The sequence below is a fragment of the Gracilibacillus massiliensis genome (assembly GCF_001458115.1).
In the GTDB taxonomy this organism is placed as follows: Bacteria; Bacillota; Bacilli; order Bacillales; family Amphibacillaceae; genus Gracilibacillus; species Gracilibacillus massiliensis.
Genome location: NZ_CZRP01000008.1, coordinates 59,830 through 75,143, shown reverse-complemented (window position 1 = coordinate 75,143; position 15,314 = coordinate 59,830). Strand labels below are relative to the sequence as shown.

General features: G+C 38.5%; 16 protein-coding genes and 2 other annotated features. All 16 genes read left to right on the top strand.

Features of this window, described 5'->3' with window-relative positions:
• Nucleotides 1-9 precede the first annotated feature (9 nt).
• The 16 genes from gltX to rpoB all read left to right on the top strand — a co-directional run bounded on the left by gltX (nt 10) and on the right by rpoB (nt 15,276).
• Nucleotides 10-1,476, top strand: coding sequence for a glutamate--tRNA ligase (gene gltX, locus BN3107_RS00820; RefSeq protein WP_058305752.1), 1,467 nt, complete (start codon nt 10-12; stop codon nt 1,474-1,476).
• A gap of 38 nt (nt 1,477-1,514) precedes the next feature.
• Nucleotides 1,515-1,730 (top strand) — a binding site (T-box leader).
• Between the two features lie 611 nt (nt 1,731-2,341).
• Nucleotides 2,342-3,001 carry a serine O-acetyltransferase EpsC gene (epsC, locus tag BN3107_RS00815; protein WP_058305751.1) on the top strand — a complete coding sequence of 220 codons (660 nt, stop codon included), beginning with the start codon at nt 2,342-2,344 and terminating at the stop codon, nt 2,999-3,001.
• Complete coding sequence (cysS, locus tag BN3107_RS00810) at nt 2,991-4,391, top strand: cysteine--tRNA ligase (RefSeq protein WP_058305750.1); 1,401 nt, start codon at nt 2,991-2,993, stop codon at nt 4,389-4,391. The genes epsC and cysS overlap by 11 nt, the downstream gene beginning before the upstream one ends.
• Nucleotides 4,391-4,801 (top strand): Mini-ribonuclease 3, encoded by a 411-nt coding sequence (locus BN3107_RS00805; RefSeq protein WP_058305749.1) that lies wholly within the window; start codon nt 4,391-4,393, stop codon nt 4,799-4,801. The genes cysS and BN3107_RS00805 overlap by 1 nt, the downstream gene beginning before the upstream one ends.
• Nucleotides 4,798-5,544: a 23S rRNA (guanosine(2251)-2'-O)-methyltransferase RlmB gene (gene rlmB / locus BN3107_RS00800; RefSeq protein ID WP_058305748.1), complete on the top strand. Its 747-nt coding sequence runs from the start codon at nt 4,798-4,800 to the stop codon at nt 5,542-5,544. The genes BN3107_RS00805 and rlmB overlap by 4 nt, the downstream gene beginning before the upstream one ends.
• Entirely contained in the window at nt 5,544-6,053 is a 510-nt protein-coding gene (locus BN3107_RS00795; protein ID WP_058305747.1) for an NYN domain-containing protein, read from the top strand. The genes rlmB and BN3107_RS00795 overlap by 1 nt, the downstream gene beginning before the upstream one ends.
• Before the next feature lie 106 nt (nt 6,054-6,159).
• Nucleotides 6,160-6,804, top strand: a complete 645-nt coding sequence (sigH, locus tag BN3107_RS00790; RefSeq protein WP_058305765.1) for an RNA polymerase sporulation sigma factor SigH — start codon at nt 6,160-6,162, stop codon at nt 6,802-6,804.
• An 84-nt stretch (nt 6,805-6,888) separates the two neighbouring features.
• Nucleotides 6,889-7,035: a 50S ribosomal protein L33 gene (gene rpmG / locus BN3107_RS19240; protein ID WP_077065017.1), complete on the top strand. Its 147-nt coding sequence runs from the start codon at nt 6,889-6,891 to the stop codon at nt 7,033-7,035.
• A gap of 38 nt (nt 7,036-7,073) precedes the next feature.
• Nucleotides 7,074-7,253 (top strand): preprotein translocase subunit SecE, encoded by a 180-nt coding sequence (gene secE, locus BN3107_RS00785; RefSeq protein WP_058305746.1) that lies wholly within the window; start codon nt 7,074-7,076, stop codon nt 7,251-7,253.
• Between the two features lie 137 nt (nt 7,254-7,390).
• Entirely contained in the window at nt 7,391-7,927 is a 537-nt protein-coding gene (nusG, locus tag BN3107_RS00780; RefSeq protein WP_058305745.1) for a transcription termination/antitermination protein NusG, read from the top strand.
• A 168-nt stretch (nt 7,928-8,095) separates the two neighbouring features.
• On the top strand, nt 8,096-8,521 hold the full coding sequence (gene rplK, locus BN3107_RS00775) for a 50S ribosomal protein L11 (RefSeq protein ID WP_058305744.1): 426 nt from the start codon (nt 8,096-8,098) through the stop codon (nt 8,519-8,521).
• 162 nt (nt 8,522-8,683) lie between these two features.
• Nucleotides 8,684-9,379, top strand: coding sequence for a 50S ribosomal protein L1 (gene rplA, locus BN3107_RS00770; protein ID WP_058305743.1), 696 nt, complete (start codon nt 8,684-8,686; stop codon nt 9,377-9,379).
• A 65-nt stretch (nt 9,380-9,444) separates the two neighbouring features.
• Nucleotides 9,445-9,608, top strand: a sequence feature (ribosomal protein L10 leader region).
• Between the two features lie 35 nt (nt 9,609-9,643).
• A complete protein-coding gene (rplJ, locus tag BN3107_RS00765) occupies nt 9,644-10,144 on the top strand; it encodes a 50S ribosomal protein L10 (protein WP_058305742.1) in 501 nt (166 codons plus the stop codon).
• 62 nt (nt 10,145-10,206) lie between these two features.
• Nucleotides 10,207-10,569 (top strand): 50S ribosomal protein L7/L12, encoded by a 363-nt coding sequence (rplL, locus tag BN3107_RS00760; RefSeq protein ID WP_058305741.1) that lies wholly within the window; start codon nt 10,207-10,209, stop codon nt 10,567-10,569.
• A gap of 99 nt (nt 10,570-10,668) precedes the next feature.
• On the top strand, nt 10,669-11,265 hold the full coding sequence (locus BN3107_RS00755; protein WP_058305764.1) for a class I SAM-dependent methyltransferase: 597 nt from the start codon (nt 10,669-10,671) through the stop codon (nt 11,263-11,265).
• Nucleotides 11,266-11,733: 468 nt separating this feature from the next.
• Nucleotides 11,734-15,276 carry a DNA-directed RNA polymerase subunit beta gene (gene rpoB, locus BN3107_RS00750; RefSeq protein WP_058305740.1) on the top strand — a complete coding sequence of 1,181 codons (3,543 nt, stop codon included), beginning with the start codon at nt 11,734-11,736 and terminating at the stop codon, nt 15,274-15,276.
• Nucleotides 15,277-15,314 lie beyond the last annotated feature (38 nt).

Sequence of the window (15,314 nt, the reverse complement as noted above, 5' to 3'; positions counted from 1 at the left end):
ACAATAATAATGACAAACGAAGTACGTGTGCGTTATGCACCAAGTCCAACCGGACATCTTCATATTGGAAATGCCAGAACAGCACTTTTTAATTATTTATACGCTAAACATTTAGGTGGAAAGTTTATTATTCGTACAGAGGATACAGATGACAAACGTAATGTCGAAGGTGGAGAGGAAAGTCAATTACGTTATTTGAAATGGCTTGGCTTAGAATGGGACGAAGGGGCAGATATCGGTGGTGATTATGGTCCATACCGTCAAACAGAACGTCTGGATATTTATCAGAAATATGTGGATGAATTATTAGATCGTGGTCTAGCTTATAAATGTTATATGACGGAAGAAGAACTAGATAAAGAGCGTGAAGAGCAACGCGCTAACGGACAAGTTCCTAAGTATTCAGGTGCTCATCGTGATCTAACAGAGGAACAAATCAAACAATTTGAAGCAGAAGGACGTCTACCAAGTATTCGATTCCGTGTCCCGGAAAGTAAAACATATGTGTTCCAGGATATTGTGCGTGATAAGATCACATTTGAATCAAGTGATTTTGGTGATTGGGTAATGGTGAAAAAGAATGGCATTCCAACTTACAACTTTGCGGTTGCGATTGATGATCACCAAATGAAAATAAGTCATGTATTACGTGGAGAAGAGCATATTTCAAATACACCAAAACAAATGATGATATTCGAAGCGTTTGGATGGCATGCACCACAATATGGTCATATGACATTGATTCTAAATGAAAATCGCAAAAAACTAAGCAAACGGGATGAGCATATCCTTCAATTTATTGAGCAATATAAAAATCTAGGATATATACCAGAAGCTTTATTTAACTTTATTACCTTATTAGGTTGGTCACCAGTTGGAGAAGAGGAATTATTTACTCAAGAAGAATTTATTAATATATTTGATCCAGAACGTTTATCTACCTCTCCAGCGATTTTTGATCCTGCGAAACTAAAATGGATGAACAACCAATATATTAAACAAGCGTCATTAGATGAAGTAGTAGAATTAAGCTTGCCGCACTTAATCGAGGCGGGTAAATTGCCACAAAATATGACGGCCGAGCAAAAAGAATGGGCAGTAAATCTAATCAGCCTATATCATGATCAATTATCGTATGGTGCAGAAATTGTTGAATTAACAGATTTATTCTTTAAGAAGGAAATTCAATATAATGAAGAGGCAATGGCAGTATTGAAAGAAGAGCAAGTGCCTGAAGTTTTAGAAGGATTTCTAGAACAATTCAGTGCGATTGAAGAGTTATCACCTGAAGAAATTAAGGCGAGAATTAAGGCTACCCAAAAGGCAACCAAACAAAAAGGTAAAAAATTGTTTATGCCGATCCGAGTGGCAACAACTGGTCAGGTTCATGGTCCGGAATTACCGAATGCTATCTATCTTTTAGGGGAAGAAATTGTGAAAGCAAGACTGCAAGATGTATTGTCACAAATCAAATAAGTAGCAAATATTATAAAAGTCACTATAATAATAAGTAATAAGGTACGTGGATGAGGAGAAGTAAATGACACTTTGCTTGCACAGAGAAGACCATCTAAGGCTGAGAATGGTTGAAGCGCGTGTCATTGAAATGCACCTCTGAGTTTTTTCCCGAACAAACAAGTACGGAAAAACGGTTAACCGCCGTTATCGGTTCAAGTGGAGGGCTTTTCATCGTCCTAAACAGAGTGGAACCGCGCAAAAGCGTCTCTGAGTTACAAAACTCAGAGACGCTTTTTATATATCTCTAATAAATTCGCACCAAATCTAAAATGTGAAACAAGAGACGTGATAATTTTGAAATAATTTATCTATTAGTTATCCGCTCCGGCTGCCCACTTCCCTTTCCGTGGGGTTTTCCCTTCACCTAACTTTTTCAAGCATAGACCGCTTGAAAAAGTGGATCTTCAGGTAAAACATTCCCACAGGAGTGAAAGTGGGCGGCCTACGCTATAAATAGGTTCTACAATGGTTTTAACAGTTATAAACTTGGCCTTTCTAGAAATGACGAGATAGTAGTCATTATTTTAACGCTTGCATCCATTGTAGAACTTAATCTAGCGCAGGCGTCCACTTCGACTCCTGGGGGATTAGCATGATCTGAAGATCCACTTTGAAAAGTGTTTTTCTTTTCAAAGTTAGCTGAAGAGCATGCCCCCCGAAAAGCGAAGTGGGCAAGCCGTAGCGACTGTTACGCACATACTTTCATTCAAAATTACCACTCTTTTTATTGCGCAGTTTGTGTCTAATGAGTGTGTTGTCTGTTAAGCGGGAGATTTAATTGTCTTTATTTATATATATTAGCTCAATACAGGGGGGTAAGTTTTTGGGTTTTTTTAAGTTACTCAAACAGGACATTGATGTTGTTTTTGATCAAGACCCGGCAGCACGAACATATATCGAAGTATGCTTAACCTATTCAGGATTGCATGCGATATGGTCCCATCGTATCGCACATGCCTTTTACCAAAAAAAATTCTTTTTTCTAGCTAGAGTTATTTCACAAATCAGCCGCTTCTTTACCGGCATTGAGATCCATCCAGGGGCTAAAATTGGCAAACGATTTTTTATCGATCATGGCATGGGAGTCGTGATTGGTGAGACATGTGAAATTGGCGATAATGTTACCATTTATCAAGGGGTAACATTAGGTGGTACCGGAAAAGAAAAAGGAAAAAGGCACCCAACCATTGAAGATAATGCTTTGATTGCAACGGGTGCAAAAGTATTAGGTTCAATCACGATCGGTGAAAGTTCGAAAATTGGAGCGGGCTCCGTTGTATTAGAAGATGTACCAGACCACTCCACTGTGGTTGGTATACCAGGAAGAGTAGTTATACAGAACGGTGAAAAAATACGAAAAGATTTAGATCATCATAAACTTCCAGACCCAATAAGTGAAGTTTTAAAGGAAATGGAAGATGAAATTAAGAAATTACAAAATGAGTTAAAGAACATAAAAGGAGCGAATAAACGTGACAATTAGTATATACAATACATTGACAAGAAAAAAAGAACCTTTCAAACCACTGGAGAAGGACCTTGTCAAAATGTATGTTTGTGGTCCAACGGTATATAATTACATTCATATCGGTAATGCCCGTCCTGCTATTGTTTTCGATACAGTGAGAAGATATTTTGAATATAAAGGCTATCAAGTAGACTATGTATTAAATTTCACGGATGTCGATGACAAATTAATTAAAGCAGCTAAAGAACTAGGAGAAGAAGTTCCGACGATTTCCGACAGATTTATAAAAGCATACAAAGAGGACGTAGGAGCACTCGGGGTAAAAGAAGCGGTTCACCATCCGAGAGTAACCGAAACAATGGATGACATTATCTCTTTTATTGCTACATTAATTGACAAAGGTCATGCCTATGAAGCGGATGGAGATGTCTATTTCAAAACAAGGTCGTTTGATCAATATGGGAAGCTGTCTCATCAGTCCATCGATGAATTAAGATCTGGAGCGCGTATCCAGGTAGGAGAGAAAAAGCAAGATCCTCTAGACTTCGCGTTATGGAAGCAGACAAAGGAAGGGGAAATTGCATGGGCCTCTCCTTGGGGAGAAGGTCGTCCAGGTTGGCATATTGAATGCTCCGCTATGGCAAAAAAATATTTAGGAGAGACCATCGATATACATGCGGGTGGGCAAGACTTAGCATTTCCTCATCATGAGAACGAAATAGCGCAATCAGAAGCAGGGAATGGCAAATCTTTTGCTAATTATTGGATGCATAACGGCTATATTAATATTGATAATGAGAAAATGTCGAAATCACTTGGCAATTTTGTATTAGCACATGATTTGATCAAAAAACACGACCCGAAAGTAGTACGGTTTTTCATGCTAAGTGTTCATTATCGTCACCCTATTAACTTTAGTGACACACTTTTAGAAAGTGCCAAAAATAGTTACGATCGAGTAGAAAATGCTTTAATCAACTTAGAGCACCGCAGAGAAGCGAGTGTTAACTTGGCGAATGATAATGAGAATTGGCTTGCTAAAATTGACGAATTAAAGCAACAATTTGAAAAAGAAATGGACGATGATTTTAATACAGCAAATGCGATTGCGGTCATTTTTGATCTTGTTAAGGAAGCAAACGTATATTTAAACGGCGATCAAACCCATACAGAAGTCATCGATGCCTTTATCCAAACGTTAACAAACTGGTTAGAGATATTAGGGATTCCAATGTCAGCAGAAAAAGAATTATTAGATGATGAGGTCGATGCACTAATCCAACAACGAATTGAAGCAAGAAAAAATAAGGATTTTGCTTTAGCAGACCAAATTCGCGATGACTTAAAGGCGCAAAATATTATATTAGAAGACACCCCACAAGGTACAAGATGGAAGCGAGGCTAATGATGACCATTGAAAATCCGAAAGAATTGAAAAGTTTAGCGCTTGCCTATATGGGGGACGTCATCCATGAAAAGTATGTAAGAGAATATCTGATCAATAAAGGCACGGTCAAAGTGCAGCAACTACATCAACATGCGGTGAGTTTTGTAAAAGCAACCGCCCAGGCGAATGTAATGCATCAGTGGATCGAGTGTGAGGTATTAACGGATGAGGAATTATCAGTGGTGAGAAGGGGACGGAATGCCAAATCAGGCTCTGTCCCTAAAAACACCAGTGTACAAGCTTATCGGTATAGCACAGCATTTGAGGCATTGATCGGTTATTTGTATTTAGATCATCAAGTAGAACGATTGGAAACACTAATAAATAGTGCAATTGAAATAACAGAGAAAGGAGAGAAACAATCATGAGTGGAGAGTGGATCATTGGAAAGAACACTGTAATTGAAGCACTTGAATCAGGAAGATCTGTTCAAAAATTGTATATCACCGAAAATTTAAATGCGCCATTAGCAAACAAATTACAAGGACTAGCAAAATCCAATAATGCTCCTGTTCAACGTGTACCCAAAAAGAAACTAGATCAATTAGTAGACGGCAATCATCAGGGAATCGCAGCTCTAGTAGCTGCTTATGACTATGCAAGTCTTGAGCAATTATTTCAAAAGGCAGAAGAAAAAGAAGAGGAAGCCTTCTTTTTAATCTTAGACGAAATAGAAGATCCGCATAATTTAGGATCGATCTTAAGAACGGCAGATGCAACAGGAGCACATGGTGTTATTATTCCAAAAAGAAGAGCGGTAGGTTTAACAGCCACAGTTGCAAAAACCTCGGTAGGTGCGATTGAACACATTCCTGTAGTACGGGTAACAAATATTGTTCAAACGATTGAAGAGTTAAAATCCCGAAATGTATGGGTGGTAGGTACGGAGGCGGAAGCGACAGAAGATTATCGGAAATTGGATGGTTCCTTACCTATTGCTTTAGTTATTGGCAATGAAGGAAAAGGAATCAGCCGCTTGGTGAGAAAAAATTGTGATTGGACGGTTTCATTACCAATGAAGGGGTCTGTCTCCTCATTGAATGCCTCAGTTGCTGCAAGTCTCTTAATGTATGAAGTCCTGCGAAAAAGAGATCGAATTGGTGATGCATAATGGACGTATTGTTAGTAGATGGTTACAACATGATAGGGGCATGGGAGGAATTACAAGCGTTAAAGGAAACGGATTTGGAGCAGGCGAGACTACTGCTTATTGATAAGATGGCAGAATATCAAGCATATAGAAAGAGAAAAGTTCTTGTTGTCTTTGATGCTTATGAAGTGAGAGGTTTAGAAAATAAACAACAGCAATACAAAGTAGAGGTCATTTTCACCAAAGAAAACGAAACGGCTGATCAATGTATTGAACGGTTAGTAAAAGAATTCAAAAATGTTCGAACGAAGGTTTTTGTAGCCACTTCCGATTATACGGAACAACGTACCATCTTTGCACAAGGGGCATTTCGGATTTCGGCAAGAGAATTAGATATTGAACTAAAAAATATTGAAAGAGAGATCGAAGTCGATATTAAAGAACATCAACAAAATAAAATAAAAAGCAAGATTCCGCTAGATGATACTGTCTTACAGGTATTTGAAAAATGGCGACGTGGTAATAAATAGCAAATGAACAGTTGACGTATTTAAAGCGCTTCCTGTATAATGTTGCTATTATAGTCTGCAATACCTAATTTTTGGCATTAAGCCGGGAGGAGTCCCAATGACCACCATGCGATTAGAAAATAGAGATATTGACTTTCAGCATTTTGATGATAATGAATTAGTATTGCTAGTACAGGACGGTAACACACAAGCGCTTGAATTTTTAATCTACAAATATAAATCATTTGTACGAGCGAAAGCCAAAACCTATTTCCTTGTAGGAGCCGATCACGAGGATATTGCTCAAGAAGGAATGATTGGGTTGTATAAGGCAATTCGGGATTTTCAAGCGGACAAGCTATCATCTTTTCGAGGTTTTGCGGAATTATGTATTACCAGACAAATTATTACTGCGATTAAAACAGCTACAAGACAGAAGCATATGCCATTGAATTCTTATATATCATTGGATAAACCTATTTATGATGAAGATTCAGAGCGAACTTTGTTAGATGTATTAGAAGCAACAATAGCTATGGATCCCCAAGAGCTTCTGGTAAACAGAGAACGGTACGGTGAGATGGAAAGTAAATTGGCAGAGTTATTAAGCAGTTTAGAGAGAAAGGTGCTACTCTTATATTTAGAGGGTAAAACCTATCAAGAAATTTCTTCTGATTTAAATCGACACGCTAAATCGATTGATAATGCCTTGCAACGCGTGAAAAGAAAATTAGAAAAATACTTAGAAGCAAGTGGTATTCATATCTCGTAATCAAATCATCAGATAGCGTTGACAGTCATCCTTAACCGTGCTACATTAGTATAGGTGTAAACCCCTAGTTACGAGGTGGGAAAATTGGGTAAAAAGATAGCGTTGGCATGCGAAATATGTCATAGTCGAAATTATAGCACGGAAAAGAATTCTTCGATTTCAGATCGAATTGAAATAAAGAAATTTTGCAAAAGATGCAATCGACATACCATACATCGCGAAACGAAATAGATGATCCGATAGTAGAAGAAAGTTTGGAGGTACCTTCTGTGAAACCAGTAGCTTTTTTGAAAAATGTTAATCGGGAAATGAAGAAAGTCTCATGGCCAAGAGGACGTGAACTAACGCGTTATACAATTACAGTTATTTTGACAGTAGTTTTCGTTACAGTGTTTTTCGCACTCATTGACACAGGCATCACACAACTTCTTAATTTGTTATTTGAATAATTTGAACTTATATATGTTATACTGTAACTAAATACGTGATCAAAGAACCCGTTTGGCGGGTTTTTTAAATGCAAAGAAATCGTGAATTTTGAAGATGTTCAATTAAGGGAGGGAAGGGCGACAAAGCCCTCAATATTATGGAAAAAAGATGGTATGTCGTGCATACATACTCAGGTTACGAAAATAAAGTAAAAGCCAACCTGGAAAAACGTTTAGAGTCGATGGGGATGGAAGATAAAATTTTCAGAGTTTTGGTTCCTGAGGATGAAGAAACAGAGATTAAAAACGGAAAAAAGAAAGTAGCAAAAAAGAAGGTATTTCCTGGTTATGTTTTAGCAGAAATGGTGATGACAGATGATTCCTGGTATGTGGTTCGTAATACACCGGGAGTTACTGGGTTTGTTGGATCTGCTGGATCTGGTTCTAAACCTACTCCTCTACTTGAAGAAGAAGTGGAGACGATCTTGAAAAGAATGGGTTATGATAAACCTGTTACAGAAGTGGATTTTGAACTGAAAGAGACTGTTGAAGTAATCGATGGACCTTTTGATGGATTCTCCGGTATGATCGAAAAAATAGATTTAGATAAACAAAAAGTCAAAGTACATGTCAACATGTTTGGTCGGGAAACACCGGTTGAACTGGACTTTTCACAAGTTAAAAAACTATCATAACGTATGTCCAGACAAAAAATAATAGAAACCCACTTGCATTTTTGTTCATAAAATGCTAAAATTCTTATGTTCTTTATGCCTCGAGTATAAGGTTATTTTATTCATATGTAATCGAGTGGGAGGGCAAAGTCCCTATTACCACATCACGGACTTAAGGAGGTGTGTCTCGTGGCTAAAAAAGTAGATTCAATTGTAAAACTTCAAATTCCAGCAGGAAAAGCGAATCCAGCACCACCAGTTGGGCCGGCATTAGGTCAAGCAGGTGTAAACATTATGGGATTCTGTAAAGAGTTTAATGCTCGTACGCAAGATCAAGCTGGCATGATTATTCCAGTAGAAATCACGGTTTTTGAAGACCGTTCATTTACATTTATTACAAAAACTCCACCAGCAGCAGTGTTGCTTAAAAAAGCAGCTGGTATTGAAACTGCGTCAGGTGAACCAAATCGTAACAAAGTGGCAACACTTAAACGCGATCAGGTAAAAGAAATCGCAGAAACAAAAATGCCAGACTTAAATGCTGCTGATGTTGAAGCTGCAATGCGTATGGTCGAAGGTACTGCGCGTAGCATGGGTATCGTTATCGAAGACTAATCTCACAGCGTTGTCGGGAAGCGGAAGGTTGCGGTAGTGGAGAATGCTTCATCACCCGCAACCTTTATCTTTGAAAAGTTATTTATTTAATAACAGGTAATGATTTTCCGCTTTTGGAAGTGGGAGGTATAACCGTTAAAACCACAGAAGGAGGAAATTGAAATGGCTAAGAAAACAAAAAAACAACAAGAAGCACTAAAACTTGTTGATCGTACAAAAGCATACGAAGCTAAAAATGCATTAGAATTAGTGCAAAAAGCTTCTACAGCTAACTTTGATGAAACAGTGGAAGCTGCTTTCCGTTTAGGGGTAGACCCTAAAAAAGCGGACCAACAAATTCGTGGAGCACTTGTTTTACCGCACGGAACTGGTAAAACACAAACTGTGCTAGTATTTGCAAAAGGGGACAAAGCGAAAGAAGCAGAAGCTGCTGGCGCTGACTATGTTGGGGATCAAGAATTAATCAATAAAATCAACCAAGGTTGGTTTGAATTTGATGTAGTGGTTGCTACTCCTGACATGATGGCTGAAGTAGGTAAGCTTGGACGTGTATTAGGACCAAAAGGTCTTATGCCAAACCCTAAAACAGGTACAGTAACATTTGAGGTAGAAAAGGCGATTCAAGAAATCAAAGCAGGTAAAGTAGAATACCGCGTTGATAAACAATCGAATATTCATGTACCAATTGGTAAAGTGTCATTCGATCTTGATAAGCTTGTAGACAACTTTAATGCATTAGCAGATACTGTTGTAAAGGCAAAACCACAAGCTGCAAAAGGTATTTATTTACGTAATGTAGCGGTTTCTTCAACAATGGGTCCTGGTGTGAAAGTTGACTCATCTACATTCGCAAAATAATTCCTCTTGACTTTTTCGTGAATTTTTAATATAATTCACAAGGGTCAAGGTAACTACCTTGAAAGATAAATTTATACATTATACCGTAGACAGTAGGTGCTTTAACGAGCTTAATTTCCTGCCGAGGTGTGTCTGGATATATAACAGAGTCTCTTTTTGAAAAAAGAAACCTGTGTGCAGTCATAAACCTCCATGTCTATTAAGATGTTGGAGGTTTTTGTTTTTATTCGGCGGTATAATGATCGCGTAATAGGAGGTGGAATCATGTCAAAGGTTATCGAACAAAAGAAACAGGTCGTATCAGATATTGCTGAAAAACTTCGCGAAAGCCAATCAACCATCCTTGTTGATTACAGAGGACTTGATGTTGCTGAAGTGACGGAATTGCGTTCTCAGTTACGTGAAGCAGGTGTTGAATTCAAAGTGTATAAAAACACTATGACTCGTCGTGCGGTTGAAGAAGCTGAACTTACAGACTTAAACGATATTTTAGTTGGACCTACAGCTATCGCTTTCAGTAAAGACGATATTGTGGCTCCTGCAAAAGTATTAAATAACTTTGCGAAAGATCACGAAGCATTAGAAATTAAAGGTGGCGTGGTTGAAGGGTCTGTTGCAACGTTGGATCAGATCAAAGAACTTGCAAACCTTCCAAACTACGAAGGAATGGTTTCTATGCTACTCAGCGTACTACAAGCGCCAGTACGAAACTTTGCTTACGCAACAAAAGCTGTTGCAGAGCAAAAAGAAGAACAAGGTGCGTAAGAACTTTTTACCTGAAAACACATTATGTTCGTAAAATAATATACTATTAGGAGGAAATGAACATGTCTAAAGAACAAATTATTGAAGCAATCAAAGAAATGTCCGTTCTTGATTTAAACGACTTAGTAAAAGCAATCGAAGAAGAATTTGGAGTAACTGCAGCAGCTCCTGTAGCAGCAGCTGGTGCCGCTGGTGGAGAAGCAGCAGAAGAACAAACTGAATTTGATGTAGTACTTGAAAGTGCTGGATCTTCTAAAATCAAAGTGGTTAAAGCTGTACGTGAAATCACTGGTCTTGGACTTAAAGACGCGAAAGATCTTGTAGATAACGCTCCTGGCGCTATCAAAGAAGGCGTTGAAAAAGAAGAAGCTGAAGAAATGAAATCTAAGCTAGAAGAAGCAGGCGCATCTGTAGAATTAAAATAAGTTCCATTTATAACGAAAAAGCTCGCTATGGCAAATGGCGAGCTTTTTTTAAACGTTAGGAAACTCTGTTGATGTGAGTTTCTAAGAAAGTGAGTGGTGATAATGGATCAGTATTTCTCTAATAATCCTAATGTGGTGAGTGATCCAAGGACGTTGGTTTCAACATTAAGAGGTCATCGCTTTACATTTACAACAGATAATGGCGTGTTCTCTAAAAATGATATTGACTTTGGATCACGTGTTCTAATTGAAACATTTCGTGAGCCGGAATTGGATGGGTTATTATTGGATGTAGGATGTGGCTATGGTCCGATTAGTTTGGCGTTGGCAGCTTCCTATACAAATCGCGAAATCTATGGTGTCGATATTAATCAGCGGGCTTTATCCTTGGCCGAAAAAAACGCAGAGCAAAATAAAATTGAAAATGTCATTTTTAGAGAGAGTGATATATTGTCGAGTGTTTCAGACGAAAAATTTGCAGCGATTGTTACCAATCCACCAATTAGAGCAGGTAAACAAGTAGTACATCAAATTTTCGAAGAATCGAAGCAAGCTTTACTGCCTCAAGGTGAGTTGTGGGTTGTAATTCAGAAGAAGCAAGGTGCCCCATCTGCCAAGAAAAAATTAGAGGGATTATTTAAAACAGTGGAGGTTGTCCTTAAAGAAAAAGGATACTTTATTCTTCACGCAAAATAATTTGACTCTGTTAGGCAATTGTGGTAGTATTGAAAAATGCCAATAGGACGGAAGGTTTGTCAAGTGAAAATGTTGAATTATGTATATTTTTTTAATAAATAGGCAAAACTATTCAACATGATGACTTTTAAGATGCTTGACATCTTTGGTGTCGCTATTAAACGGCTATTAGCTAATAGATATTTTCTACTTAACCTTTTAGAAATCCTTTTATTATTTTCCACAGTACTATTAGTAATTGAATAACATTTGCTTAATTGCAAATGTCTATATAAAAACTTGTGTCATGAGTATCACAGGTTTGTTCGGTATGTTAACCGAACGAGTGGTTAACACTTACTAAATTTATACGATCTATAGCAGAATGTCAATGCCCTATAGTAAGTAAAGTATAAATAGGTAAGTGTGGTTTCATTTGTGCTATTTTCATAGCAACTATCTTTTAATATTGATCGAGGGGTGAATCAGTTGACAGGTCAACTAGTTCAATACGGACGACACCGCCAACGCAGAAGCTATGCGCGTATCAGCGAGGTATTAGAATTACCAAATTTAATTGAGATTCAAACAGCATCCTATCAATGGTTCCTAGATGAGGGATTACGAGAAATGTTTCAAGATATTTCTCCAATCGAGGATTTTGCAGGAAATTTATCCTTAGAATTTGTCGATTATAGCCTGGGTGAACCAAAATATCCAGTCGATGAATCAAAGGAAAGAGATGTGACATACAACGCTCCTCTTCGAGTAAAGGTTCGTTTGTTGAATAACGAAACAGGTGAAGTGAAAGAGCAAGAAGTCTTCATGGGAGACTTCCCATTAATGACCGAAACAGGTACATTCATTATTAATGGTGCGGAACGTGTTATTGTATCTCAGCTTGTTCGTTCACCAAGCGTTTACTTCAATCAAAAAATTGATAAAAACGGAAAACGCGGGTTTGGTGCAACAGTTATCCCGAATAGAGGGGCATGGTTAGAATTCGAAACTGACGCAAAAGATGTCGTTCATGTTCGGATAGACCGTACTAGAAAGTTACCGATCACGGTTTTATTAAGAGCGCTAGGTTTTGGAGATGACCAAGAGATATTAGATCTTTTTGGTGAGAATGAGTATTTAAAAAATACGCTGGAAAAGGACAACACAGAAACAAGTGAAAAGGCGCTGTTAGAAATCTATGAACGCCTTCGTCCTGGAGAACCACCAACAGTAGAAAACGCTAAAAGTCTATTGGTGTCAAGATTTTTTGATCCGAAAAGATATGATCTGGCACATGTTGGTCGTTACAAGATTAATAAAAAATTACACATAAAGAACCGTTTGTTTAACCAAATCCTTGCAGAACCACTAGTAGATACTGAAACTGGTGAAGTGATCGCAAATAAAGGAGATAAGTTAGATAGACGTTTGTTAGATAAAATATTACCTATATTAGACTCTGATGAAGATCGTTTTGGCGAAAGAGTACTAGAACCGAATGAAGGTGTATTAGAGGAACCGATTCGTGTTCAATCGATAAAAATCATGGATCCAACTGACCCTGAAGGGGAAAGAACGTTAAACGTATTAGGTAATTGTAATGTCGATGATAGTATCAAAAACATTACACCTGGTGATATTCTGTCAGCTATTAGCTACTTCTTTAATATTTTGCATGAAGTAGGAGATACAGATGATATTGACCATCTAGGTAATCGTCGTCTTCGTTCTGTAGGGGAGTTACTGCAAAATCAATTTAGAATTGGTTTGTCTCGGATGGAACGTGTTGTGCGTGAAAGAATGTCGATTCAAGATACATCTTCCATTACGCCACAACAATTAATTAATATTCGACCTGTGATTGCCTCTATTAAAGAATTCTTTGGTAGCTCTCAGTTATCTCAGTTTATGGATCAGACAAACCCATTAGCAGAATTAACGCATAAGAGACGTTTATCTGCATTAGGACCAGGTGGTTTAACCCGTGAGCGTGCTGGTTTTGAAGTGCGTGACGTTCACTACTCACACTATGGTCGTATGTGTCCGATTGAAACTCCTGAGGGTCCGAATATTGGTTTGATTAACTCATTATCATCTTATGCGAAAGTAAATAAATTTGGTTTTATTGAAACGCCTTATCGTCGTGTCGATCCAGAAACAGGGCGAGTAACATCCCAAATGGATTACCTAACAGCAGATGAAGAAGATAATTACGTAGTAGCTCAGGCAAATGCAAAACTTAATGAAGATGGAACATTTACCGATGACGAAGTTATTGCAAGGTTCCGTGGTGAAAACACAATTGTAAAACGTGAAAAATTAGATTATATGGACGTTTCACCTAAGCAGGTTGTGTCAGCTGCGACAGCATGTATTCCTTTCTTAGAAAATGACGACTCTAACCGTGCGCTTATGGGTGCGAACATGCAACGTCAAGCTGTTCCATTAATGCAACCAAAATCACCAATCGTTGGTACAGGTATGGAGTACGTATCTGGTAAAGACTCAGGTGCAGCTGTTATCTGTAAGCATGAAGGTGTTGTAGAGCGAGTAGAAGCAAAAGAAGTGCTTGTGCGACGTATCTCAGAAGTGAACGGAAAAGAAGTAGAAGGTGACCTTGATCGTTATCGTTTGCAGAAATTCATCCGTTCGAATCAAGGTACTTGCTACAACCAACGTCCGATCGTATCAAAAGGCGATCGGGTAACAGTAGGTGAAATTTTAGCTGATGGTCCTTCTATGGAAAAAGGTGAACTTGCTCTTGGTCAAAACGTCTTGGTAGGGTTTATGACCTGGGAAGGTTATAACTATGAGGATGCTATCATCATGAGTGAGCGTCTAGTCAAAGATGATGTCTACACTTCCATTCATATTGAAGAGTATGAGTCAGAAGCACGCGATACCAAGTTAGGACCAGAGGAAATCACACGTGATATCCCGAACGTCGGAGAAGATGCGTTGCGTGACCTTGATGAACGTGGCATTATCCGTGTTGGTGCTGAAGTGGAAGATGGCGATCTTCTTGTAGGAAAAGTTACGCCAAAAGGTGTGACCGAATTATCAGCTGAAGAACGATTATTACATGCTATTTTCGGTGAAAAAGCTCGTGAAGTTCGTGATACATCGCTTCGTGTACCACATGGTGCAGGTGGTATTGTGTTGGATGTTAAGATTTTCAACCGTGCTGATGGCGATGAATTACCACCGGGTGTAAACCAATTGGTTCGTGCTTATATCGTACAGAAGCGTAAAATTCATGAAGGCGATAAGATGGCTGGTCGTCACGGTAATAAAGGGGTTATCTCTAAAATATTACCAGAAGAGGATATGCCATTCTTACCTGATGGAACACCAATTGATATTATGTTAAACCCATTAGGGGTGCCGTCTCGTATGAACATCGGCCAGGTGCTTGAGCTACACTTAGGTATGGCTGCAAGACAACTTGGAATTCATGTCGCTTCACCAGTCTTTGATGGTGCGCGTGAAGAAGATGTGTGGGATACCTTAGCGGAAGCAGGACTTCCAAGAGATGCGAAATCAATTCTTTACGACGGTCGTACAGGTGAACCATTTGATAACCGTGTGTCTGTTGGGGTTATGTATATGATTAAACTTGCTCACATGGTCGATGATAAATTGCATGCTCGTTCAACAGGTCCATATTCACTTGTTACGCAACAGCCGCTAGGTGGTAAAGCACAGTTCGGTGGTCAGCGTTTTGGTGAGATGGAGGTATGGGCATTAGAGGCGTACGGTGCTGCCTATACGTTACAAGAAATCTTAACCGTCAAATCGGATGATACAGTAGGTCGTGTGAAGACTTATGAAGCAATCGTTAAAGGTGATAACGTACCTGAACCTGGAATTCCTGAATCATTCAAAGTATTGATTAAAGAGTTACAAAGTTTAGGTATGGACGTTAAGATGTTATCTGGAGATGAGCAAGAAATCGAACTTCGAGATGACGAAGATGATGATACACAATCAGCCGATAATTTCAATCTAGAAATAGAAGAGACCACTAGCTGATTTGTGAAATGATGAGACTGTAAGCAATCTAACCCGAT